The organism is Microbacterium sp. S1037 (assembly GCF_048381605.1).
Lineage (GTDB): Bacteria > Actinomycetota > Actinomycetes > Actinomycetales > Microbacteriaceae > Microbacterium > Microbacterium testaceum_B.
This window is the reverse complement of the sequence record NZ_JBLWIG010000003.1, coordinates 659,546-681,689: the sequence shown is the minus strand read 5'-3', so window position 1 is coordinate 681,689 and position 22,144 is coordinate 659,546. Positions and strand designations below refer to the sequence as shown.

The window sequence follows — 22,144 nt, the reverse complement described above, 5'->3', positions numbered from 1 at the left end:
CCGCCTACCGCACGAAGGCCTCCACGCGTTGGACGAACCGTGCGGGATCCACGAGGTGCGGGTAGTGCGTCGGCGGCTGCCACACCTCGTGCACGGTGTGCGGGATCTCCTGCTGCAGCCACGCCGCGTACTCGGGGCCCGCGTCGAGCCCCGTGATCACGAGGTAGGGGACGTCCGCCGGGATCTTCGTCAGCCTGCCGACCAGCTCGGTCAACTCTTCGGGCGAGTCCTCGAGCAACGGGCGCCACATCCCGAGCACCACGTCTTGCCGCGGAGTCCGGATGCCATTCACCCGCGCCAGCTCATCGGCATCCAGGCCGCCCGCCATCTGCGCGAACATCCCGTGGATGAACAGCGGGAAGTCCTCGCCGCGCAGCATTCCCTCGGCCTGCTGCACCTGTCCCTGCATCCCCGCGAGCTGCAGGGGCTGGTCGACGTTGACGACCGCTCGGGCGGGGAAGAGCGCGCCGTAGGCCGTCGCCACGATGCCGCCCATCGAGTGGCCGACGACCACCGGCAGCTCCGCGGGGATCACGTCGTTCTCGGCGAGCTGCGCCAGAGTCTCGTGAACGTCGGCCGCGAGCGTCGGGATGTCGTACGGCTCCTCCGCCGCCGAGGCCCCGTGACCACGCAGGTCGACCCGGACCACCGTGAAGCTGTCGGTCAGATCGACCGGATCCCAGCTGCGCCGGTCTTCGGTGATGCCGTGCAGGAGGACCAGCAGCGGGCCGGAACCCGACACGTCGTGGGCGAGGATCATGGCTTCTCCCTCGGAGGGTGAGCGGGCTTTTCCCGAGCATATCCGGGTCTTCCCGCGGCGAACGTGGCCGGTCTATCGTGAGGGCAAATCCGCCAGAGAGAAGGATGCCTCGATGTCGACCTCCCTCGTTGTCTACGTCTCGTTCGCCGGCGCCGCCCGCGAGGCGATGACCTTCTACCAGTCGGTGTTCGGCGGCGAGCTTTCGATCCACACGTTCTCGGACTTCGGCATCCCCGACGCCCCGGCCGACGGTGTCATGCACTCCGAGCTCTCGGCCGACGGCTTCACGATCATGGGCGCCGACGGCTTCGAGGAGCCCGCCGAGGGCTGGGGCAAGAGCCGCGTGCACGCCGCCTTCATGAGTGACGAGACCGACCGCGTGCGGGGCTTCTACGACCGCTTCGTCGAGCGGGGCGCCCAGGTCACTCAGCCTCTCGAGAAGCAGGTGTGGGGCGACCTCTACGGCGAGCTCGTCGATCCGTGGGGCGTGGCGTGGATGTTCAACATCGCTGCGCCGGGCGGATGGGCGGAGGGGAACGGCGAAGCCTGAGACGCGAAGGCTGCCAGCCGCGTTCCTCGCAACGAGAAAGACCCCCGCCGGAGCGGGGGTCTTCTTGGCTATCTGGTGGACCTGAGGGGATTCGAACCCCTGACCTCCTCGATGCGAACGAGGCGCGCTACCAACTGCGCCACAGGCCCGGACAACTCCACAACACTATCACGCCGCGAGCCCGACACCCGCCCTGGGCGACCTCCCGGGCGCGTCATGCCGCGAACGGCATGCGGTCCATCACTGACCCGACGCGCGACGCTCGAGCAGCCGGCGGACGTGGTCCTCGATCTCGGTGTCGTCGACGTACCCCATCGCCGCGTACGGCGAGGGAGCGGCCGCCGGACGCGCGGTCTCGATCGGGGTCGGAGCCTGGGCAGCGGCGATCTCGCGGGCGGCCTCTTCGCGGGCGGCGGCACGCAGGGCCTCGCGGGCGAGCTGTTCGTCGACGACAGCCGCAGCGCGCGAGCCGGCCGAGGCGACGAGCGGCCGCGGGAGCTCGCGCGGCGTCCAGGTCTGGCGGGGCGCGGGAGCCGCCGGAGCGAAGTCCTGCACCACCGCTGCCACGCGTTCCTCGGCGACGACCGCCGGACGAGCGACGCCCCGAGAGGCCACGACCGCGAGACGACGGAGAAGGAGAACGGATGCCACGACCCCGGTCGAACCCGCGATGAGGAGAACAGGTCCCCCACCGGCGACGACCATCACGGTTCCGGCAACGGCCGCGATCAGGCCGGCGAGGGCGAATACAGACGTGGCGAGGCGGAAGCGGCGGCGCGCCTTGGCACGACGCGCTTCGGGGTGGGCGACCGCCGCGGCGCGCTCGGCGCGGGCCCGCTCGATGGCCACCTCGCGTTCGGCACGGGCCTTCTCGAGGGCTGCGGCGCGCTCGGCACGAGCGACGTGCACGGCGGCCGCGCGTTCCGCCCGCGCGAGTTCGAGGGCGGCAGCGCGCTGCTCTTTCACGAGATCACGGTCGCGGGCGTTCTCGAGGCGGGCGACCTCGAGTCGGGCCTTCGCCTCGGCGAGCTCGATCTCGGCCTTCTTGGCCTGCACCTGACGCGCGATCTTCTGCTGCTGGTGCGCCGTCCGCGCGGTGAGCTCGAGGTGGACCTCACGGGGCGTCTCCGCCGTCTCGGCGAGTACGCGGAGCGCCTGGTTGAGGCGGACGGCGTTGCGCTCGGCCGAGGTGAACCGGTGTCGGCTCTGCCATGACGGCAGAAGATAGACGAGCCACAGCGCGACCGCCACGAAGACGATCACCCCGCCACCGAGAACCTGTCCACCCATGTGAACACGGTAGGTCACCGGACGGTCACAGCCCGGCATCCCCGCGCGTGTCGTCGCTGACCGCGCGATCTCCCCTGACCAGCCCAGACTGCATCCAGCTGACATCTCCATTGCAGCCTGCAGTGGGAATGTCAGCGCGATGCAGTCTCGCCACGCGGGGGCGGGCGCGAGTGGTCGGGAGCGACCGAAAGACTAGAGCCGGTCGGCGGGCGGGACGCGAGCGGCGTCCGGCGGTACCTGGCCGCGCTCGTAGCGGTCGAGCACACCGTGCGGGACCTCCTCGCGCACGAGCGCGAAGGCGTAGTGGTCGCGCCAGTCGCCGTCGATGTGGATGTACCGGCGGCGCAGCCCCTCGTAGCGGAACCCGAGCTTCTCGACGACGCGGAGGCTCGCGTGATTCTCGGGACGGATGCAGATCTCGACGCGGTGCAGGTTGAGCGAGGTGAAGCAGATGTCGGTGGCCATCGCGACGCTGATCGTGGTGATGTTGCGTCCCGCGTAGGGCTCCGCCACCCAGTACCCGATGGTCGCGGACGCGAGCGAGCCGCGCGAGACACCCCACACGTTGAGCTGACCGGCGACCTCGTCGTTCCACTCCATGACGAAGGGAACGCCGACGCCGTCGCGGTACTGCTGCATGAGCCTTCGGATGCCGAGGCGCATGTCGAACGACACCGGACCATCGGGGCTCGTGGCCTCCCACGGCCGCAACCACGAGCGGTTGTCGATCAGCTGCTGCTGAAGGACGCGCGCATCGCGGTTGCGGATGAGACGGATCGACACCTCGCCGTGCCGTCGTGGGACGGAGAGATCCATGGGGTCAGAGACCCGCCGCGAACTCCTTGAACCACGGACGCAGCGCCGGGCCCAGGTCGTCGCGGTCCGCGGCGAGCTGGACGATCGCCTTGATGTAGTCGACGCGGTCGCCGGTATCGTAACGACGGCCGCGGAACACCACGCCGTACACGCCCCCACCGTCGCCGCCGCCGTTGGCGAGCTCTTCGAGCGCGTCGGTCAGCTGGATCTCGCCGCCCTTGCCGGGTTCGGTGTGCTCCAGGATGTCGAACACGTCGGGTCCGAGCACGTAGCGGCCGATGATGGCCAGGTTGGACGGAGCGTCCTCGGCCTTCGGCTTCTCGACGAGCTGGGTGACCTTGACCACACCGTCTTCTTCGGTGGGCTCGACCGCGGCGACACCGTAGAGGTGGATGTGCTCGGGGTCGACCTCCATCAGAGCGATGACGGTCGCGTTGCGCTTGTCGTACTGCTCCATCATCGTCGTGAGCAGCGGGTCGCGCTCGTCGATGAGGTCGTCGCCGAGAAGGACCGCGAAGGGGTGGTCGCCCACGTGGCTGCGCGCGCGGAGAACGGCGTGACCGAGGCCCTTGGGCTCGCCCTGGCGCACCATGTGCACGTCGGCGAGGTCGGAGGAGTGCTCGACCTTGGCGAGCTTGTCGCTGTCGCCCTTTTCACGAAGCTTCGCTTCGAGCTCGGGCATCGAGTCGAAGTGATTGGCGATGTTGTTCTTGTTGCGGCCGATGATGATCAAGACATCGTCGATACCGGCGCCGGTGGCCTCTTCGACGACGTACTGAATGGCCGGCTTGTCGACGACCGGCAGCATCTCCTTCGGCATGGCCTTGGTGGCCGGGAGGAAGCGCGTACCGAGTCCTGCGGCCGGAATGACGGCCTTAAAGGGCTTATGAGGCATGGGCATACCCTACTGGTCTCCTGTGACGGCGGCGTGACGGGACGCGCACTTACACTTACTGCATGCCCGACAGCATCGAGCAGGCCAAGCGCGCATTACGCGCCGATCTTCGCGAACGACGACAGACCATTTCTGCGCACGCGCGCGAAATCGCCGAGGACGGCGTCAAAGAACAGCTCGACGCCCTGGTCGAAAGCCTCGGCGCACGCAGCATTTCGTGTTTCCTGTCCACGACCACCGAGCCCGGCACGCACGCCTTCGTCGCCGCCGCGGTGGCGCGCGGCATCCGGGTCCTCCTGCCGATCACGCGCGAAGACGGGCTGCTCGACTGGGCGGTCGCCACGCCCGACGCCGACATCACCGAGGGGCTGTTCGGCCTCCCCGAACCCGTCGGCGACGTGCTCGGACCGATCGCCGTGAACGACGTTGATCTTCTCGTCATCCCCGCGGCGGCGGTCGACCGGCGCGGCATGCGCCTCGGCTGGGGCCGCGGCTACTTCGACAAGACCCTCGGCTCGATGGAGAAGTGCCCTCCCGTCTACGCCGTCATCTTCGACTCCGAATTCGTCGACGACGTTCCGCGCGACGTGCACGACCAGCCCGTCTCGGGCATCGTGACCCCGACGCGCACGGTACGTATCGCCGCCTCCCCCGCCTGACACCCGAAAGAAGCACCATGCCCACCTACTCGTATGCCTGCAAGCAGTGCGGACACCGTTTCGACGCCGTCCAGTCGTTCTCTGACGCGGCCCTCACCGAATGCCCCGAGTGCGGCGGAGACCTCCGCAAGCAGTACGGCTCGATCGGCGTGACGTTCAACGGGTCGGGCTTCTACCGCACCGACTCCCGGAGCTCTTCGAGCAGCTCGTCCGGCAGCGCGTCGTCGAGCGGATCGTCGAGCTCGACCGGCGCAAGCGGTGGCGGATCGTCGTCGACGTCGTCATCATCGACTTCGACGGCTTCGTCGTCGTCGTCCTGACGCTCAAGCCCTCGCCCCTCGCCCCTCGACCCCCCAGGAGACCAACGTGATCAAAGGATTCAAAGAGTTCATCCTCCGCGGCAACGTGATCGATCTCGCGGTCGCCGTCGTCATCGGTGCGGCCTTCACCGCAGTGGTCAACGCGATCGTGAGTGCGATCATCAACCCACTGGTCGAGATCTTCTACAAGCCCAACGACAACGGCGAGTTCGGACCGACGATCACCGGCATCTACGGCCAGCAGGTCACCTTCCCCCTCGGGGGCCTCCTGACAGCCATCATCAGCTTCTTCGCTGTGGCGATCGTGGTCTACCTCGTCTTCGTCTACCCGATGAACCGTTGGAAGGCGATCGCCGCAGCCCGCGCCGGCGTGACCGACGCGGCATCCGAAGAGCCCAAGCTCCCCACCGAGCAGGAGCTCCTCGTGCAGATCCGCGACCTGCTGGAGCGTCAGAACAAGGCCTGACCGCCTCGACGAACGGGCTCGCGCTGAGATCAGCGCGGGCCCGTTCGTCAGTAGTGCGGGGGAACGTCGCGCAGCATGCGGTCGTCATTCGGACCGGATGCCACCGGCCCCGACCCTCCGCCCCGGTGCGGGTCGTCCGCGGGCGCGGGTTCCGCCGTCGTGCCCGGCGCAGGCAGCAGCCGCGCACGGCGCGCCCCGCGGACCCGGACCACCGGCTGTCGTTCCTCGTGCGACAAGGCGTCGTTGCGCGCGAGCTCCGGGTCGGGACCGCCCGCGGCACCCGTGGCATCCGGGGTCGTGCTCATCGCACTCAACCGGGCAGGTCGAGGGGCTCGGTGGTCGTCCCGGAGTCGGCGGGGTCGTCGGGTGCGACGCCGAGCAGCTCGGCGATCCGGGATGCCACCCCCGCGGGGTCGCTGTACAGATCGAACGCGTGCACGCGCACGTAGTGCCAGCCGAGGCGACGCAGGATCTGCGGACGCAGGCGGAGCGTCTCGCGGAGCGATTCGCCGATGGTCTCGGGGTCGCTCTCGGCGACGACGGCCTTTCCGCCGTGGCGGGCCACGAGCGGGAGGAGTCCCCGGTAGTCGAGGTCGACCTCGACGCCGAGGGCGCGCAGCTCGCGCGCCAAAGCGCGCGTGAGGGGGTCGGCGAGGTCTTCGAGGCGGCTCTCCCGGCCGCGCGACGCGACCGACCCGAGGATGCCCATGAGCGTCGCGGCCCCATGCTCGAGGCGCCCGTCGTCGAAGGCCGAGGGGCGGATCGACGACACGATGACCATCGAGCGCCGCGCGCGGGTCATGCCGACCGTCAGGAGGCGTTCGCCGTCGGGGGTCGACAGGTCACCGAAGTCGCTCAGGACGCGACCGTGACGGGTGAGACCGAAACCGAGCGAGAACACCACGCGGTCGCGGCTCTCGGCCACGGACTCCTCGAGAGTGAGCACGGCGAAGGGTTCGGCGGCATCCCGAGACACGAAGGCTGCGACGTCGGAGCGCCCCGCGAGCGCCGCCTCAACGGACGCGCGCACGCGCTCCGCATGGGTACGGCTCGCGGTGACGACCATGAGCGACTCGGACGCGCGGTTGACCGCGTGCTCGATGACGATGCTGACGACGCGGGCGACCTCGGCATCCGGGCTCTCGACCGCACCGCTGACGGGGTGGGGCGCGCCCACGCCGTTCTCGACGTAGTCGACGCTGAGGCTGCCGCGTCCGAGGTACGAGCCCGCCCACGGGAGCGAGACGATCTCGCCGCCGTAGAACGCGTCGTTGACGAGCTGCGCGAGGTCTTCGCCGCCCGCGCGGTAGCTGCGGGTCAGCGTCTCGACGGGGAGGAGCTCGGCGATGCGCTCGAAGACCGAGACCTCGTCGAAGGGCACGTCGTCGGCCTCGTCGGGCGCCGGCGCGATCGACGCGCTGACGCGGAAGGGGGTGGGCTTCTGCACCACCGGGTCGCCGAAGAGCACGACCTGGCGGGCCCGGCGCAGGGCCGGCGCGGCCTCGGCGAGACAAAGGGCCGCGGCGTCCGCGATGATCACGACGTCGAAGGCGAGGTCGGTCGGCACGTCCGGAACCTCGTACGGCGAGGCAAGCCACACGGGCGCGAGGGTGCGCAGCAGGGTGGGCGCGGCATCCGAGATCTCCGTCGCGGTGTGCAGCCCGTCCTTCAGCGAGCGCTTCAGCGCCGCGGCCTCGTCGGGGTGATCGACGATGCCGATGCGCCACTGCTTCGCGAGCTCGGCGGCCAGCAGCGGACCCGCGGCGGCAGCGTGCGCCTCGTCGACGAGACGGAAGTCGCGTTCCAGACGATCGACCACGGCGGTGTTCGCGCCCAGCAGCGCGCGGTCGGTGCGCAGCAGGTGCTCGAGCGCCGACTGCCACCACGCGAACTCGAGCTCGTTGCCCACCCGCTCTTCGGGAACGTGGCGGACCGACAGCTCGACCAGCAGCGGCTCGAGCCCCAGACGGGCGAGCTCGGAGCGCAGCTGCGCACGCTCGACGAGGTTGTCGAAGAACGTCGACTCAGCGGCGAGACCGGCGAGCGTGCGGACGAGCTCGTGCACCGGCAGGGTCGCGAGGCGCTCCGACCCCTGACGGCCGAGGATCTGGTCGAGTTCGCCGAGCAGGGCGTCGACGCGCTGCCAGGCGACGTGCACATCAGCGAGTCCGAGGGGCACTTCGGGCGTGACGCCTGCCTCGACGACGCGCTGCCACTCGGTGCGCTGCTGCTGGATCCGTACGAGCGCTTCGTACATGTCGGTGACGTGGACGCCGGGGCGCACGTACTCCTTCGACAGGCGCTTGAGGCGACGGCGGTTCGGGCCGCTCATCGGCGACGCGTCACGACGCGGCGAGTGGGCGTCGATGAGCTCGCCGAGCGGACGTTCGAACACGCTCGGGCTGAAGCGGTCGAGCGACTCGCGAATGCCCTGAAGGAGCTTCAGGTACGCGCCGAGCTCGGACACCGTCTGGAACGGGCGCATGCGCGTCTGCGCGATGAGCTCGTATCCGCGCTCGAGGAGGCGCGGGACGTCGTGCGTGTGGAGCTTGCCGGCGAGGTCGTGCGCCGCTCTCGCGTCTTCGGTGCGCGTGAAGCTCACGCCGTACCACGGGGAGTCGTCGGGCCCGAAACGGAACTCGCCCAGACGCGCGGCCATCGCCAGCGCCCGCGCGGCCGCGTCGCGGCGCCCGGCGAGTCGTTCCATGGTCGCCAGATCGAAGCGGGCGGCGGTCGACGGCGGCGGGGAGGTGGATGCCAGAGCCGTGAGCGCGCGCAGAACGTCGAGGGCCGAGACTCCCAACGCCAGGTGCGGCTCGGTCACGGCCGAGCGGTAGTCGCGAAGGACGGTGCGGAGGCGGAGCAGCGCGTCGTCGATCTCGGCGACCTTGGGCTGTTCGGCCTTCTCGTTGCGCCCGATCGCGCGGATGAGGTCGCGGCGCACGTGGTTCGGCGAGACCGCGAGCCCCGTGAGACCGACCCCGGCGAGGCGGTGACGGATGCCGTCGAGCGTGGAGCGGCGGGCGCTGACGACGAGAACACGCTTTCCGGCGTGCACCAGTTGTCCCACGGCGTTGATCACGGTCTGCGTACCACCGGTTCCCGGAAGCGTGTGGACGGCGAGCGAGTGGCCCGCGGCGATCCGGGCGAGGACGCGTTCCTGCTCGGCGTCCGCGTCGAGCAGGAGGGTGTCGGACGCCGGCGGGCGCTCGTCGGGGCTGACGATGACGGGGTCCTCGCGGCGCACGGTGATCCGCGCCCGGTCGTCGGGGTGCCCAGCGAGGGCGTTCAGGAGCGTGTCGTCGAGGTGCTGGGTGTCGCGGGCCATGCCCGACCCCACGTCGGCGAACGACGAGATGACCAGGCGCGGGTGCACCACGAACGTCGGGACGTGCGTGGTCAGGCGACGGATGTGGTCGATCACCGGCTGCGGCTTGAACACGCCCTGGTCGTAGGCGAGGCCGGCGAGAGCGGCACTGTCGATGTGGATGCCGAGGTGGCTGCGGAACGCGCGGGCCAGCTCGGGGTTCATCACGAAAGCACCGTGCAGCTTCAGCTCGAAATCCCCGTTGTGGCGACGGATCGCGAGGGGCCGGAGCAGGACGGGCGAGGACCACTCCACTCCCCCGATCTTCCACGCGGCGAGACCGACGGCCAGATGAACGGGCTCGAGGCCGCGCGCGGTGCGCAGCTCGACGTTCTTCGCCGTGATGCGCTCGGCCGCCAGTCGCGCGGTGCGCAGCGCCACCTCGTCGCGGAAGAGGTTGGAGAGCAGCGTCGCCCGGCCGGTGATGAACTGCGGCAGCGACCCGGGATGAGCCTTCGTGATGTCGATGCCGGCGTCGAGCGTGTCATCGAACCGCAGCAGCGTGGATCGGCCGCCCAGGGCGGCCGCCTCGGCGCGGATGCGATCGCGCTCGGGGTCGGCGACGTGGCGGACCACGATGCCGGGCTCCGACAGTCGCAGCTCGCCCGGATCGACGGTCGACGAGGGAACGTCTCCGTCGGCACCGCTCACGGTGTCCTCCTCAGCTCGCCACACACCTGCCAGACTAAGCCGGGCATTCCCGGATGGGGCGTAGCCGGGGCGGGTTTTGCGGGAATCCGCGACACGCCGTCGGATCGGCTCTTCCTCCCCAGGATGCCGAATCGCCGGGCTGTCCCCTTTTCGCGATGCCGCCCCGACGGACGGTCCGCCCGGTCACGAGGATGAGCACATGAACACAGTCACCAGCACGGAATACGACAGCCCCGTCGGCCCGATCCTGCTCACTTTCGTCGACGAGGCCCTGGTGCGGCTCGACGTCGCGCACGACGGGATGGACCTCGCGCGCGCCGACATCGCGCAGCGATTGGGGGTTATGCCCGACACCGATCCCGAGGGCGCCGCCGCCCTGCGCACGCAGCTCGATGAGTACTTCGACGGCGCGCGCCGACACTTCGACGTCGCGCTCGACTGGCGACTGGTGCAGGGGTTCACACGAACCGCCCTTCAGGCCACCGTCGACATCCCCTATGGCGAGATGGCGTCGTACGGAGAGGTCGCGATCCTGGCGGGCGCTCCCGGGGCCGCGCGGGCCGTAGGGACGGCGTGCTCGAAGAGCCCGTTCTCGATCGTCGTCCCCGTCCACCGCGTGGTGCGCGCCGACGGATCGATCGGCGAGTACGGCGGTCACCCCGAGGTCAAGGAGTACCTACTGTCACTGGAGAACGACGTCGTGCTCCGCGAAGGACTGCGCGGGGCCGGGTGACGTAGCCGCGTGCGGCGCGGTGGACCGGCGCGGCGTCGGCTCGGGAGACACGACACGCGCGAGCGTTCGCCGGTGAACCGGGAAGCGCCCGGCCCGACGGCTGGTGCCGACGAGACCGGGCGCTCCCGCTCCGAACGGGATTCTCAGTGGCTGGACGCCTTCTCGGCGCCGAAGCCGGTGAGCGAGCGGACATCCATCTCGGCCGCCTTGCGCGCGTCTTCGGCGCGACGCGAGGTGATCGACCCGAGCCATCCGAGGAGGAACCCCAGCGGGATCGACACGATGCCCGGGTTGTTCAGCGGCCAGATCGCCACGCCGGTGTTGACGAACACGCTGGTGGGCGTGCCCCAGAACACCGGAGACAGGACGATCAGCACGAGCGCCGACCCGAGGCCGCCGTACATGCTCCACACCGCGCCGCGTGTGGTGAAACGGCGCCAGAAGAGCGAGTAGAGGATGGTCGGGAGGTTCGCTGACGCCGCGACGGCGAAGGCCAGGGCGACCAGGAAGGCGACGTTCTGCCCCTGCACCCCGATGCCCCCGACGATCGCGAGGACGCCGATGACGATCACCGTACGCCGCGCGACCTTCACCTCCCCGTCGGGCGGAACGTTCCCCTTCTTCACGACGCTCGCGTAGATGTCGTGGGCGAAAGAGGCAGCCGCCGTGATGGTCAGACCGGCGACCACCGCGAGGATCGTCGCGAAGGCCACGGCCGAGATGAACCCGAGCAGGATCGGTCCGCCGAGGGCGAGAGCCAGCAGCGGAGCCGCCGCGTTGACGCCTCCCGGCGCCGCGAGGATGGCATCCGGTCCGACGAGGGCACCCGCACCGTAGCCGAGCACGAGGGTGAGGATGTAGAACAGCCCGATGAGCCAGATGGCCCAGACCACCGAACGGCGTGCCTCTTTCGCCGTGGGCACCGTGTAGAAGCGCATCAGGACGTGCGGCAGACCCGCGGTGCCGAGAACGAGCGCCAGGGCGAGGGAGATGAAGTCCCACGGGTTCTTGCCGTACTGCAGACCGGGAGCCAGCACCGCCTCTCCCTTCGGCGACGCCGCGACGGCGGCCTCGAGGAGCGTGTTGAGGTTGAACCCGTTGATCGCGAGCACCCAGATCGTCATGACGACGGCGCCGCCGATGAGCAGGAACGCCTTGACGATCTGCACCCACGTGGTGCCCTTCATCCCACCGATGAGCACGTAGACGATCATGAGGAGGCCCACGACCGCGACCACGATGGACTGTCCGAGACGCTCGGTGATGCCGAGGAGCAGCGAGACGAGTCCGCCGGCGCCGGCCATCTGCGCCAGCAGATAGAAGAAGCACACCGCGAGGGTCGTGATCGCCGCGGCCATCCGCACCGGACGCTCCCGCAAGCGGAAGGAGAGCACGTCGGCCATCGTGAACTTGCCGGTGTTGCGCATGAGTTCCGCGACCAGCAGCAGCGCCACCAGCCACGCGACGAGGAAGCCGATGGAGTAGAGGAATCCGTCGTACCCGTTGATCGCGATCGCACCGACGATCCCCAGGAACGAGGCCGCCGACAGGTAGTCCCCCGCGATCGCGAAGCCGTTCTGCGGCCCCGTGAAGGAGCGCCCCGCGGCGTAGTAGTCCGCGGCCGTCTTGCTGTTGCGGCTGGCACGGATGACGATGAACAGCGTCACCGCGACGAACGCCCCGAAGATCGAGATGTTGAGGACCGGGTTGTTCTCGACCGTCTGAACGGCGGCGTGGACGGTACCGAAGACCTCGTTCACTTCGATCCCCGCTCCGTGCGCTCGAGCTCGTCACGCAATTCTTCGGCGATGGGATCGAGCCGCCGGTTCGCGTAGGCGACATATCCCATCGTGATCGCGAAGGTCGTGACGAACTGCCCGAGTCCGAACAGCAGTCCGACCGTCACCGCGCCGAACACGGGCTGCGCCATGAACGCCGGAGCGAACGACGACAGCAGCACGTAGACGAAATACCAGACGAGGAACGCGACCGCGAGCGGGAAGATGAAGCTGCGTTGGCGCTTCTTCAACTCGCGGAAGCGGGGCGACTCCTCAACCGTGATGTAGTCGACGCCGCCCCCGCGAGCGGAGTCGATCCTTCTGTCCGTCATGTGGCCTCCTTGCCTCATGGGACCGGTGCAACCTCGCACCGATGGGGGGATGGTGACCCGGGATCGTGGTAGCGCTCCCGGTGGTAGGGTCGACGCTACGAAAGGCGGCGACGCAGCCGTCACCCCCGGAAGTAGGTAGTTCTCGTGGGAGCACCGACTCTTCTTCGCGACGACGCGACGCTGGTGTCGCACGCTGTCACCGAACTCGCGCGTCGCACCCACTTCCCCCTCGCGTTCGGCGGCCTGGAGCACGACGGAGCCGTCCACGTGTCGACCATCGTCGGTGCGCGCACGCGGAGCATCGAAGGCCTGGTCGTCCGCGCCGAGCGCGGCCTCGGCGGACGGGCCCTCGTCGAACGGCGGCCGAGGATGACCCTCGACTACCGCACGGCGCGGTCCATCACCCACGATTACGACCGGGCCATCCTGGGCGAGGGAATCGCGACGCTCTTCGCCGTGCCCGTCCTCGTCCGCGGCCATGCGCGAGGGGTGCTGTATTGCGGATCGTGGGCGCAGGCCCCGGTCGGTGAGCTCGAGGCGCGACCGGCCTTCGACGTCGCCGGAGAGCTGGGCACCGAACTGCGCGTCCGCGAAGAAGTGGATCGGCGCCTCTCGAGCATGCCGGTGGGCGACACCGGGCTGAGCGTCGGCGTGCGTGAGGAGATCCGCGAGAGCTACGCGCAGTTGCGCAGTATCGCCGCGACGGTCGGGGACGACGACGTGCGCCGGAGACTCGAGGAGCTCGAGTCGCGGTTGGCCGCGCTCACCGGCGACGCTCCCCGCTCCGGCGAGGACGCCGAAATCCACCTGTCGCGCCGCGAGATCGACGTCTTGGCGTGCGCGGCCGTGGGCTCGACGAACGGCGAGATCGCGGCATCCCTCCACCTCCGTGAGACCACGGTGAAGTCGTACCTCGCATCGGCGATGGCCAAGCTCGACGCCTCGACGCGGCACGCCGCCGTCGCACGGGCGCGGCGGGCGGGTCTGCTGCCCTGACCCCGGCGAATGTGCCGTGAGCGCTCTCTGGACGCTCCGTGGGAATCCCCTGGAAATGGATGCCGGGGGTTGAGAGCCGCGGGGATTCTCGGCATCGTGGCTGGCTCCTGTCGTCGACAAAGAAGGAGAGCCACGAATGCTGACGCTCACCGAAGAGGCCACGACGGCCGTCAAGACCATCACCGCGCAGTACCCGGACGCCGTTCAGGGCGGAGTGCGCATCGAAGGCGCGGGCTCGCCCGAGTCGCAGTTCACGCTGTCGGTCGTCGACGGCCCGGAGCCCCAGGACGCTGTCGTCGAGAACGCCGGTGCGCGGGTCTTCCTCGACACCGATGCCGCCGCAGTGCTCGATGACCGCGTCCTCGACGCGAAGATCGACCCCCAGGGCTCGGTGCAGTTCGCGGTGACCATCGCGGCCTGACGATCGCCCCGCTCGACGATGCCCCGGCCGCGTGCCGGGGCATCGTCGTTTCCGATCTCAGCCGCGGAAGACGACGATCTCGTTGTTCGTCGCGTCGTACACGAACTGCAGGGCGGTTCCCGCGGGGAAGTCGGTCTGCGCGCGCTCCGGGGTGTCCTCTCGCAGCAGCATGGTCATGTTCGCGGGGAAAGAGCCGGCACCGCAGGTGCTCATGAAGAACTCGCCGTCATAGGAGAACCCGCCGCCGCCCGCCCTGTCGAGCAGTTCCGGCTGCCACACCGTCATGCAGCGCGCAGCGCCCTCCGCGTCGTAGTACGACGGCTGAGAGATCACGCGAAAGCCCTCGAACTCCTCGAAGGCCGTGACGTTGCCCGTGATCCCCATCGTGAGCGAGCTCGGCACCTCGAAAGCGGGGTCCGGAGCAAGGCGCGCGATCTGCGTCGCCCCGGCCTGGAGGGGATCGGTCTGCACACGTTGCACGACCACGAGCAGCGTGGCGAGCGTCGCCACCACGAGCGCAGCCGCCCCCACCATGATCACCGTCGACCGGCGCGGACGCGGCAGAGTGAACCGCGGCCGCTCGGGGGTGGCATCCGGAATCTCGTCCTCGGTGGGAGCGAGATATTCTTCGGGCGCTGCCGGGGCCCGTTCGGGCGTCGGCCCGGTCGAAGTCGCCCGGGCCTCGAGCTCCATCAGACGACGGAGCGCATCGGGGTCGGAGGCGATGTCGGCGGAAGGCGAGTACGCCCGGCGACGCAACTGCGCGAGTTCGTCTTCTTCGTCGATCGACATGAGCCGATTCAACCAGCCGCGGCCGTCCGGGCGTCAGCGGCCCGTGAACTCCGGCGCGCGCTTCGCCTGGAACGCGGCGAAGCCCTCGCGGTAGTCGTTTGTCGCGGCGAGGGCGGCCTGCGCGCGATTCTCGAGCGCCATCGCCTCCCACAGTCCCAGCCGCTCGTCGCGGATCGCCGCGACGATGCGCTTGCTGGCGCGGAACGCCTCGGTCGGGCCGGCCGCTGCCCGGCGGGCGGCGAGCTCGGTGGCATCCTGGACCTCGGATGCCGGGACCACCCGCGAGAAGAGCCCGGCGCGCACGGCCTCGTCGCCCGTCAGCATGCGGCCCGTATAGATGAGGTCGAGCGTGGCGTGGGTGCCGAGGCGCTCGACGAACAGGGCGTGACCACCCGAATCCAGGGTCGCCCCGAGGGCGGCGAAGGGCGAACCGATTCTCGCGTCGTCGGCGACGAAGACGACGTCGGTGGCGATGAGCACACCCAGGCCCACGCCGAGGCACGCGCCGTGAGCGGCGGCGAACGTCGGCGCGGGAAAAGACGCCATGCGACGCAGGAGGGGCGCGAGCGTGGCGTCGAGGTATCCGGCGACGTCGTCGGTCACCGGGTCGACGCCTGAGATGTCTCGTCCCGCGCAGAACGACGGCCCTTCACCGCGGAGGAGCACGGCGCGGGCGCCGTCCGCCTCGGCGCGCTCGTACGCCTCGGCGAGCGCGCGCAGCGCATCGAGACCGAGCGCGTTGCGCCTCGCGGGCGCGTCGAGGGTGATGATCGCGAGGTCGTCGGCGAAGGAGTAGTCGATCACGGCATCCTCATCCGTCGTAGTCGACGCGCACGGCGTCGGAGGTCGGGTGCGACTGGCAGGTCAGCACGTACCCGCGTTCGATCTCGTCGGGCTCGAGCGCGTAGTTCTCGGTCATCGAGACGGACCCCTCGATCACCCGAGCGCGGCACGTGCCGCACACCCCTCCCGCGCACGCGAACGGCACGTCCGGGCGCACGCGGAGGGCGGCGGCGAGGATCGTCTCATTCGCGGCGACCGGGCTGTCGACGTGCGCCGACTGACCGTCGAGCGTGAAGTCGATGGAGCGCACGGGTTCGTCGGCGCGGACGCGCACGGGCCGCGCTCCCCCGGTCTGCGCGGGGGCGTCGCCGTCACCGGCGGTGAACAGCTCGAACCGCACGCGGTCGCGCGGAACGCCCGCCTCGGCGAGCGTCTCGCGACACACCTCGACCAGGGCGAACGGCCCGCAGAGGAACCACTCGTCGACGGATGCCGGGTCGATGAGTCGCGACAGGATCAGGCGCAGCCGCTCCTCGTCGAGCCGACCCGAGAACACCGGGGCTGCACGCTGCTCGCGCGAGAGCACGTGGTGGAGCGTGAGGCGGGACGGGTAGCGGTCCTTGAGGTCGGCGAGCTCGTCGACGAACATGACGTCGGTGGACGAGCGATTGGCGTAGACGATCGTCATGCGGCTGTCGGCGGAGCGCTCGAGGACACCCGCGGCGAGCGCCATGATCGGGGTGATGCCCGACCCCGCGGCGATCGCGACCACGTGACCGGTGGCGATGGACGCCTTCGACACGAACGTGCCCTGCGGGCTCATGACGTCGATCTCGTCGCCCGGACGCAGGCCCTCGTGCGCCCACGACGAGAAGCGTCCGTCGGGGTCGCGCTTGATGCCGACGCTGATCGCGCCGCGGACCGGCGGACGGCACAGCGAGTACGAGCGGCGGAGCTCCTCCCCGTCGACCGTGGCGCGCAGGGCGACGTACTGACCGGGCGCGTAGTCGAAGGCGTCGGCGATCTCGTCGGGAACCGCGAACGTCACCTCGATCGCGGTCGGGGTGAGGGGCCGCACGTCCGCGACGCGCAGGGTGTGGAAGCGCGCGCGGGCGCGCGGGGCGGGTGTCGCGGCGGTACCCGTCGGAATGGCATCCGTCGGCGAAGGGGCGCCGACTCGCGCGCGAGTACTCGAGGCCGAGGAGCGCGAGGGCGTGGCATCCGTCATCGTCATCAGAGGGCCTTGAAGTGGTCGAAGGGCTCGAGGCAGGCGCGGCATTCCCACAGTGACTTGCACGAGGTGGAGCCGAAGCGCGAGAGCTCGTGGGTGTCGAGCGAGCCGCAGCGGGGGCACGCGACGCTGAGCTTCAGTCGGATGGGGCCGGCGGGAGCACGCCCGGTCGGCGGGGCGATGCCGTACTCGGTGAGCTTTCGCCTGCCCTCGTCGCTCATCCACTCCGTGGTCCAGGCCGGGGTGAGGGTGGTCTGCACGACCGCACGGTTGAAACCGGCCGAGGTGAGGGCGAGGACGATGTCGTCGCGGATCGCCTCGACCGCGGGGCAGCCCGAGTACGTGGGGGTGATCGTGACGGTCACCGTTTCGCCGTCGACCCGCACGTCGCGGAGCACGCCGAGGTCGTCGATCGTGAGCACCGGGACTTCGGGGTCGACCACGGCGGCGGCGACCTCGCGCGCGTACTCGACGGTCGCGGTCACCATGTCGCCCCCGGGTGGCGGCGGGCCAGCACCTGCATCTCGGCGACCAGGGGTCCGAACGACGGGTGATGGATGCCACGGCGACCTCCGGCGGACGAGAACGGGATGCCGGGAACCTCGACGTCCTCCTCGGCGAACACCGTCGCGACGACCTCGTCGACCCGCGCGCGCAGCGTCGAGGGACGCACAGCGACCCCGTCGAGTCGGTCGTGGACCGGTTCGTCGCGGAACAGCTCGTCGAGGTACGGCCAGGTGTCGTCGAGGGCGACGAGGAAGCGGCGCCGCGACTGGTCGGTGCCGCCGGCGAGGCGGAGCGTCCACTGCACGGCGTGGTCGCGGTGGTAGTCGACCTCTTTCTCGGCCTTCGCGGCGACGGCGGAGAGCACCGGATCGGTGGATGCCGTGAGGTCGCGGTACAGCTCGACGAGGTACGCGGATGCCAGGAGCTGGCGGACGATCGTGTGGGCGAAGTCGCCGTTCGGCAGTTCGAAGAGCCAGGCGCTGCGGAACTCCTGCTCGTCGCGCCAGTAGGCGAGGTCGTCTTCGGTCCGTCCGTCGTAGCTGCCGGCGTAACGCAACAGGGAGCGGGCGTGGCCGAGCAGGTCGAGGGCGATGTTGCCGAGGGCGACGTCCTCCTCGATCTCGGGGGCGCGGGCGATCCAGCCGCAGAGGTTCTGGGCGAGGATCAGCGCGTCGTCACCGAGGCGCAGCGCGTAGGCGGCGACGTCGGGATCGGTGGCGCGGCCCTCTCCCCCGGCGAGTTCGGCCCCGAGCTCGCGGGCGTCGAGCGAGACGTCTCCGTGCGGATCGTCGCCGTGCGGATCGTCGCCGTGGTGTCCCGCGTCGGGGGCTTCGACAGGCTCAGCCACCGACGCTGCGTGCTCGGCCACCGACGCTCCGCCGTGATCGGTCGAGGTGCTCACAGGTGCGGCACCCCCTCGGACGCGGTGTAGTACACCGCGTGGCGGTAGTTCTTACCCGCCGGCGACTCGAAGAACGCGCCCTTCGCTCCCGGATCGCTCGTGGTCACGGCATCCGAGGGCACGACCCACACCGAGACGCCCTCGCCCCGACGGGTGTACAGGTCGCGCGCGTTGCGCACGGCGAGCTCCGCGTCGGGGGCGTGCAGCGAGCCGACGTGCACGTGACTCAGACCGCGGTTCGCGCGCACGAACACCTCCCAGAGGGGCCAGGTCTCGGTGGAGCTCCCACCCGGCGTCGCCATCAGGCAGCCGCCGTTTCGGTGCGGGCGGCGCTCTTCTTCGCGGCGTACGCCGCTGCGGCCTCGCGCACCCATGCGCCCTCTTCGTGCGCGTCGCGACGGTGCTGACGCCGCATCGTGTTGAGCGGTCCGCGCCCGGCGAGCACCTCGTGGAACTCGCTCCAGTCGATCTCGCCCATGTCGTACTGACCCGTCTCCTCGTTGAAGCGCAGGTCGGGATCGGGCAACGTCACGCCGAGCACGGCCGCCTGCGGCACGAGCATCGAGACGAAGCGCTGACGCAGCACGTCGTTGCTGAAGCGCTTGATGTTCCACGCCGTCGACTGCGCCGAGTTGGGCGAGTCGTCATCCGGGGGCCCGAACATCATCAAGCTCGGCCAGTACCAGCGGTTCACGGCATCCTGAGCCATCTCGCGCTGCGCGTCGGTTCCCTGCATGAGGGTGAGCAGAATCTCGAACCCCTGGCGCTGGTGGAACGACTCCTCTTTGCAGATGCGCACCATCGCGCGACCGTAGGGGCCGTACGAGGCGCGACACAGGGGCACCTGATTGCAGATCGCGGCACCGTCGACGAGCCAGCCGATCGCGCCCATGTCGGCCCACGTGGGCGTGGGGTAGTTGAAGATCGACGAGTAGCGCGCTTTGCCGTCGACGAGCTGCTGCGTCATCTCGTCGCGCGTGATACCGAGGGTCTGCGCCGCGGAGTAGAGGTAGAGGCCGTGACCCGCTTCGTCCTGCACCTTCGCCAGCAGGATCGACTTGCGCTTGAGGCTCGGCGCGCGCGTGATCCACGCCCCCTCCGGCTGCATGCCGATGATCTCGGAGTGCGCGTGCTGGGAGATCTGACGGATCAGGGTGCGGCGGTAGCCCTCCGGCATCCAGTCGCGCGGTTCGATGCGGCCGTCGGCCTCGATGAGCGCGTCGAACATCGCCTCGCCATCCAGGGCATCCGGGCTGGGTGCGGTCATGGTCATCGTCGACTCCTTTACAGACCGATCGTTCAGTAAAACTGTACCCGAGGGCGAGGGGTGCCGCAACGGTGCTGCGGATTCCCGCGCGGACGGGTGAAGTGGGGGCATGGCAGACACCGCGATCTTCGACGTCGACGGCACCCTCGTCGACACGAACTACCAGCACGCGCTCGCGTGGTACCGCTCGTTCCGGCGCTTCGACATCGTTCTGCCCATCTGGCGCATCCATCGCTCGATCGGCATGGGCGGAGACCAGCTCGTCCCCTCCCTCACGAGCGACGAGGTCGAGGAGCGCCACGGCGACGCCCTGCGCGAGGCGTGGACCGAGGAGTTCGAGCCGATGATCGACGAGGTGCAGCCGTTCGACGGGGCGCACGACCTTCTCGCCGAGGTGAAGCGGCGAGGCTTCCAGGTCGTGCTCGCCAGCTCCGGCAAGAGCGAGCACGTCGAGCACTTCCTCGACCTCGTCGATGCGCGCGGTCTCGCCGACGCATGGACCTCGTCCGACGACGTCGAGGCCAGCAAGCCCGCTCCCGATCTCGTGCAGACGGCGCTCGATCGTCTGCCCGGCTCGAGCGGGATCATGATCGGGGATTCCCCGTGGGATGCCATCGCCGCCGCCCGCGCGGAGGTCTCCACGATCGCGGTGCGCACCGGCGGCTTCTCACCCGAGGAACTGCGGGACGCCGGCGCCGCGCACGTGTTCGACAGCCTCCGCGACCTGATCACCGGCCTCGACGACACCCCGCTCGCGCGCGCCCGCGCCTGAAGCGGCGGGGAGCACGGGCGGGACGCCGGCGCGCGCGGTCAGCGCAGGTCGTACACGCGCTTGTACTTGCCCTCGCTGCGCGGGAGCGAGCCCGGCTCCTCGACACGGACATCGACGCTGGTGCCGATGTGCACCTTGATCCGCTGCTGCAGCACGACGCCCGCGGCCTCGCAGACCTCGCGTTCCAGGGCCGGGTGCCTCTCGATGCGGACGGTCATGGCATCCATTCGTCCCTCGCGACGCAGCTCGAGGACGAAGTGCGGGGTGAGGGTCTCGATGCCGAGCACGATCTCTTCGATCTGCGTCGGGAAGAGATTGACGCCGCGGAGGATGATCATGTCGTCGTTGCGGCCGGTGATCTTCTCGATGCGTCGCATCGAGGGGAACGCCGTGCCGGGCTGCAGCCGGGTGAGGTCGCGGGTGCGGTAGCGGATGACCGGGAACGCCTCCTTGGTGAGCGAGGTGAACACCAGCTCGCCCAGCTCCCCATCGGCGACGGGCTCGCCGGTGTCGCCGTCGATCGTCTCGGGGAGGAAGTGGTCCTCCCAGATGTGGGGACCGTCCTTGGTGAGGGCGCTCTCGGATGCCACACCCGGACCCATCACCTCGCTCAGGCCGTAGATGTCGACGGCGGTGAGGTCGAGGCGACGCTCGATCTCACGGCGCATCTCGTTGGTCCAGGGCTCGGCTCCCAGCACGGCGACTCTCAGCGACGTCGACCGGGGATCGACCCCGGCGGCTTCGAGCGCGTCGGCGATCGTGAGGAGGTAGCTCGGGGTGCAGAGGATGGCATCCGGCGCGAAGTCCTGGACGAGCTGCGCCTGCCGCGCGGTCTGCCCGCCCGACATGGGGATGACGGTCGCGCCGAGCCGCTCGATCCCGGCGTGGGCGCCGAGGCCGCCGGTGAAGAGGCCGTAGCCGTACGCGTTGTGCACGCGGTCCCCCGCGCGGATGCCGGCTGCGCTCAGCGAGCGGGCGACGAGGTCGGCCCACCGGTCGAGGTCTCCGGCGGTGTATCCCACGACGGTGGGACGACCGGTGGTTCCGGAGGAAGCGTGGATGCGGCGGACGTCGGGCATCGGAACGGCGAACATGCCGAAGGGGTAGGTCTCGCGCAGGTCGGCTTTCGTCGTGAAGGGCAGCAGCCGGATGTCGTCGAGGCTGCGGATGTCGTCGGGGTGGACGCCGGCTTCGTCGAAGGTCCGGCGGTACAACGCGACGTTCTCGTAGGCGTGCCGCACCGTCCACTTCAGGCGCTCGAGCTGCAGGGCACGCAGGCTCTCGAGCGGGATGCCGGTCGGATCCACGGATGCCGAGAGGTCAGGGCGCGAGGGAACGGTCATGGTCATCGAGACACCTCCGTGGTGGAGAGCGCGGCGTTGCGCTCGTGGGCGTGTGATTCGGTCGCGGCGGAGGTCCCTGCCGCGGTGGAGGTCCCTGAGCTCGTCGAAGGGACCGGGGGCGCCGCGGGCGGACGCCGGTCGGTCGTGATGCTGCGGCCGCGCACCTCGGCGACGAGGTCACCCGTCTCATCGGTCACGCGGATGTCGTAGAGGCCGGTGCGCCCGCTGCGCGCTCGGCGGGCGGCGGTCGCCGTGAGCGTCTGACCCGCCGTCGTGGACTTCAGAAACGTGATGTCGGCGCCGCCGGCGACGGTCACCCGCTCGTCCTCGTTGCAGGCGATCGCGAACGCGGTGTCGGCGAGCGTGAAGACGAGTCCGCCATGGGTGATGGCGAAGCCGTTGAGCATGTCGTCGCGCACGGTCATCGACACCCGCGACTCCCCCGGCGCGTCGTGTTCGACGACCATGCCGAGCATCGCCGACGCCCGATCGTTCCGCATCATCGGGCGCAGGG

The 22,144-nt window shown here is 70.0% G+C and carries 25 protein-coding genes and 1 tRNA gene; 8 read left to right on the top strand and 18 right to left on the bottom strand.

Annotation, left to right across the window (positions count from 1 at the left end; translation table 11 throughout):
- Positions 1-4: 4 nt before the first annotated feature.
- Entirely contained in the window at positions 5-760 is a 756-nt protein-coding gene (locus ACMW4R_RS18300; protein WP_418300608.1) for an alpha/beta fold hydrolase, read from the bottom strand.
- A gap of 112 nt (positions 761-872) precedes the next feature.
- On the opposite strand from ACMW4R_RS18300, the gene ACMW4R_RS18295 reads away from it, so the two are divergent.
- Positions 873-1,310: a VOC family protein gene (locus tag ACMW4R_RS18295; RefSeq protein WP_058627518.1), complete on the top strand. Its 438-nt coding sequence runs from the start codon at positions 873-875 to the stop codon at positions 1,308-1,310.
- 73 nt (positions 1,311-1,383) lie between these two features.
- Here the strand turns inward: ACMW4R_RS18295 and ACMW4R_RS18290 are convergent.
- The 4 genes from ACMW4R_RS18290 to galU form a co-directional block, all read right to left on the bottom strand.
- Positions 1,384-1,459 (bottom strand) — tRNA-Ala (locus tag ACMW4R_RS18290).
- 91 nt (positions 1,460-1,550) lie between these two features.
- A complete protein-coding gene (locus ACMW4R_RS18285) occupies positions 1,551-2,600 on the bottom strand; it encodes a hypothetical protein (protein WP_058627547.1) in 1,050 nt (349 codons plus the stop codon).
- A 192-nt stretch (positions 2,601-2,792) separates the two neighbouring features.
- Entirely contained in the window at positions 2,793-3,416 is a 624-nt protein-coding gene (locus ACMW4R_RS18280) for a GNAT family N-acetyltransferase (RefSeq protein WP_058595039.1), read from the bottom strand.
- Between the two features lie 4 nt (positions 3,417-3,420).
- On the bottom strand, positions 3,421-4,311 hold the full coding sequence (gene galU / locus ACMW4R_RS18275) for a UTP--glucose-1-phosphate uridylyltransferase GalU (RefSeq protein ID WP_058595103.1): 891 nt from the start codon (positions 4,309-4,311) through the stop codon (positions 3,421-3,423).
- 62 nt (positions 4,312-4,373) lie between these two features.
- On the opposite strand from galU, the gene ACMW4R_RS18270 reads away from it, so the two are divergent.
- The 3 genes from ACMW4R_RS18270 to mscL are packed head-to-tail and all read left to right on the top strand — an operon-like array spanning position 4,374 to position 5,756.
- Positions 4,374-4,970 carry a 5-formyltetrahydrofolate cyclo-ligase gene (locus ACMW4R_RS18270; RefSeq protein WP_058595038.1) on the top strand — a complete coding sequence of 199 codons (597 nt, stop codon included), beginning with the start codon at positions 4,374-4,376 and terminating at the stop codon, positions 4,968-4,970.
- A gap of 17 nt (positions 4,971-4,987) precedes the next feature.
- Positions 4,988-5,290 carry an FmdB family zinc ribbon protein gene (locus ACMW4R_RS18265; RefSeq protein WP_418300607.1) on the top strand — a complete coding sequence of 101 codons (303 nt, stop codon included), beginning with the start codon at positions 4,988-4,990 and terminating at the stop codon, positions 5,288-5,290.
- 46 nt (positions 5,291-5,336) lie between these two features.
- Positions 5,337-5,756: a large conductance mechanosensitive channel protein MscL gene (gene mscL / locus ACMW4R_RS18260; RefSeq protein WP_363334614.1), complete on the top strand. Its 420-nt coding sequence runs from the start codon at positions 5,337-5,339 to the stop codon at positions 5,754-5,756.
- A 47-nt stretch (positions 5,757-5,803) separates the two neighbouring features.
- On the opposite strand, the gene ACMW4R_RS18255 is transcribed toward mscL, so the two are convergent.
- Positions 5,804-6,061, bottom strand: a complete 258-nt coding sequence (locus tag ACMW4R_RS18255; protein WP_418300606.1) for a hypothetical protein — start codon at positions 6,059-6,061, stop codon at positions 5,804-5,806.
- Between the two features lie 5 nt (positions 6,062-6,066).
- Positions 6,067-9,774: an AAA family ATPase gene (locus ACMW4R_RS18250; RefSeq protein ID WP_153004721.1), complete on the bottom strand. Its 3,708-nt coding sequence runs from the start codon at positions 9,772-9,774 to the stop codon at positions 6,067-6,069.
- 199 nt (positions 9,775-9,973) lie between these two features.
- Between ACMW4R_RS18250 and ACMW4R_RS18245 the strand changes: the two genes are divergently transcribed.
- The gene (locus ACMW4R_RS18245) at positions 9,974-10,507 is read left to right on the top strand and encodes a methylated-DNA--[protein]-cysteine S-methyltransferase (RefSeq protein ID WP_058629905.1); all 534 of its coding nucleotides are present in this window, start codon (positions 9,974-9,976) and stop codon (positions 10,505-10,507) included.
- A 143-nt stretch (positions 10,508-10,650) separates the two neighbouring features.
- Here ACMW4R_RS18245 and ACMW4R_RS18240 read toward each other — a convergent pair whose 3' ends face one another.
- Together ACMW4R_RS18240 and ACMW4R_RS18235 are read right to left on the bottom strand one after the other, a co-directional pair.
- The gene (locus ACMW4R_RS18240; protein WP_058595032.1) at positions 10,651-12,267 is read right to left on the bottom strand and encodes a cation acetate symporter; all 1,617 of its coding nucleotides are present in this window, start codon (positions 12,265-12,267) and stop codon (positions 10,651-10,653) included.
- Entirely contained in the window at positions 12,264-12,617 is a 354-nt protein-coding gene (locus ACMW4R_RS18235; RefSeq protein ID WP_058595031.1) for a DUF485 domain-containing protein, read from the bottom strand. The genes ACMW4R_RS18240 and ACMW4R_RS18235 overlap by 4 nt, the downstream gene beginning before the upstream one ends.
- Before the next feature lie 144 nt (positions 12,618-12,761).
- Between ACMW4R_RS18235 and ACMW4R_RS18230 the strand changes: the two genes are divergently transcribed.
- Complete coding sequence (locus ACMW4R_RS18230) at positions 12,762-13,613, top strand: response regulator transcription factor (protein ID WP_418300605.1); 852 nt, start codon at positions 12,762-12,764, stop codon at positions 13,611-13,613.
- Between the two features lie 136 nt (positions 13,614-13,749).
- On the top strand, positions 13,750-14,034 hold the full coding sequence (locus ACMW4R_RS18225; RefSeq protein WP_418300604.1) for a Fe-S cluster assembly protein HesB: 285 nt from the start codon (positions 13,750-13,752) through the stop codon (positions 14,032-14,034).
- 57 nt (positions 14,035-14,091) lie between these two features.
- Here ACMW4R_RS18225 and ACMW4R_RS18220 read toward each other — a convergent pair whose 3' ends face one another.
- The 7 genes from ACMW4R_RS18220 to paaA are packed head-to-tail and all read right to left on the bottom strand — an operon-like array spanning position 14,092 to position 19,521.
- Positions 14,092-14,826 (bottom strand): hypothetical protein, encoded by a 735-nt coding sequence (locus ACMW4R_RS18220; protein WP_418300603.1) that lies wholly within the window; start codon positions 14,824-14,826, stop codon positions 14,092-14,094.
- 33 nt (positions 14,827-14,859) lie between these two features.
- The gene (locus ACMW4R_RS18215) at positions 14,860-15,630 is read right to left on the bottom strand and encodes an enoyl-CoA hydratase/isomerase family protein (RefSeq protein WP_418300602.1); all 771 of its coding nucleotides are present in this window, start codon (positions 15,628-15,630) and stop codon (positions 14,860-14,862) included.
- 7 nt (positions 15,631-15,637) lie between these two features.
- Complete coding sequence (gene paaE, locus ACMW4R_RS18210; RefSeq protein WP_418300650.1) at positions 15,638-16,837, bottom strand: 1,2-phenylacetyl-CoA epoxidase subunit PaaE; 1,200 nt, start codon at positions 16,835-16,837, stop codon at positions 15,638-15,640.
- 5 nt (positions 16,838-16,842) lie between these two features.
- Complete coding sequence (gene paaD, locus ACMW4R_RS18205; RefSeq protein WP_418300601.1) at positions 16,843-17,328, bottom strand: 1,2-phenylacetyl-CoA epoxidase subunit PaaD; 486 nt, start codon at positions 17,326-17,328, stop codon at positions 16,843-16,845.
- A complete protein-coding gene (gene paaC / locus ACMW4R_RS18200) occupies positions 17,322-18,194 on the bottom strand; it encodes a 1,2-phenylacetyl-CoA epoxidase subunit PaaC (protein WP_418300649.1) in 873 nt (290 codons plus the stop codon). The genes paaD and paaC overlap by 7 nt, the downstream gene beginning before the upstream one ends.
- A gap of 50 nt (positions 18,195-18,244) precedes the next feature.
- Positions 18,245-18,550, bottom strand: a complete 306-nt coding sequence (gene paaB, locus ACMW4R_RS18195) for a 1,2-phenylacetyl-CoA epoxidase subunit PaaB (protein ID WP_058595024.1) — start codon at positions 18,548-18,550, stop codon at positions 18,245-18,247.
- A complete protein-coding gene (gene paaA / locus ACMW4R_RS18190) occupies positions 18,550-19,521 on the bottom strand; it encodes a 1,2-phenylacetyl-CoA epoxidase subunit PaaA (RefSeq protein WP_418300600.1) in 972 nt (323 codons plus the stop codon). The genes paaB and paaA overlap by 1 nt, the downstream gene beginning before the upstream one ends.
- Positions 19,522-19,624: 103 nt before the next feature.
- On the opposite strand from paaA, the gene ACMW4R_RS18185 reads away from it, so the two are divergent.
- Positions 19,625-20,287: an HAD family hydrolase gene (locus tag ACMW4R_RS18185; RefSeq protein WP_418300599.1), complete on the top strand. Its 663-nt coding sequence runs from the start codon at positions 19,625-19,627 to the stop codon at positions 20,285-20,287.
- A gap of 38 nt (positions 20,288-20,325) precedes the next feature.
- Here the strand turns inward: ACMW4R_RS18185 and paaK are convergent, their stop codons facing one another.
- On the bottom strand, positions 20,326-21,636 hold the full coding sequence (paaK, locus tag ACMW4R_RS18180) for a phenylacetate--CoA ligase PaaK (RefSeq protein WP_418300598.1): 1,311 nt from the start codon (positions 21,634-21,636) through the stop codon (positions 20,326-20,328).
- The gene (paaI, locus tag ACMW4R_RS18175) at positions 21,633-22,133 is read right to left on the bottom strand and encodes a hydroxyphenylacetyl-CoA thioesterase PaaI (RefSeq protein ID WP_418300597.1); all 501 of its coding nucleotides are present in this window, start codon (positions 22,131-22,133) and stop codon (positions 21,633-21,635) included. The genes paaK and paaI overlap by 4 nt, the downstream gene beginning before the upstream one ends.
- Between the last annotated feature and the right edge of the window lie 11 nt (positions 22,134-22,144).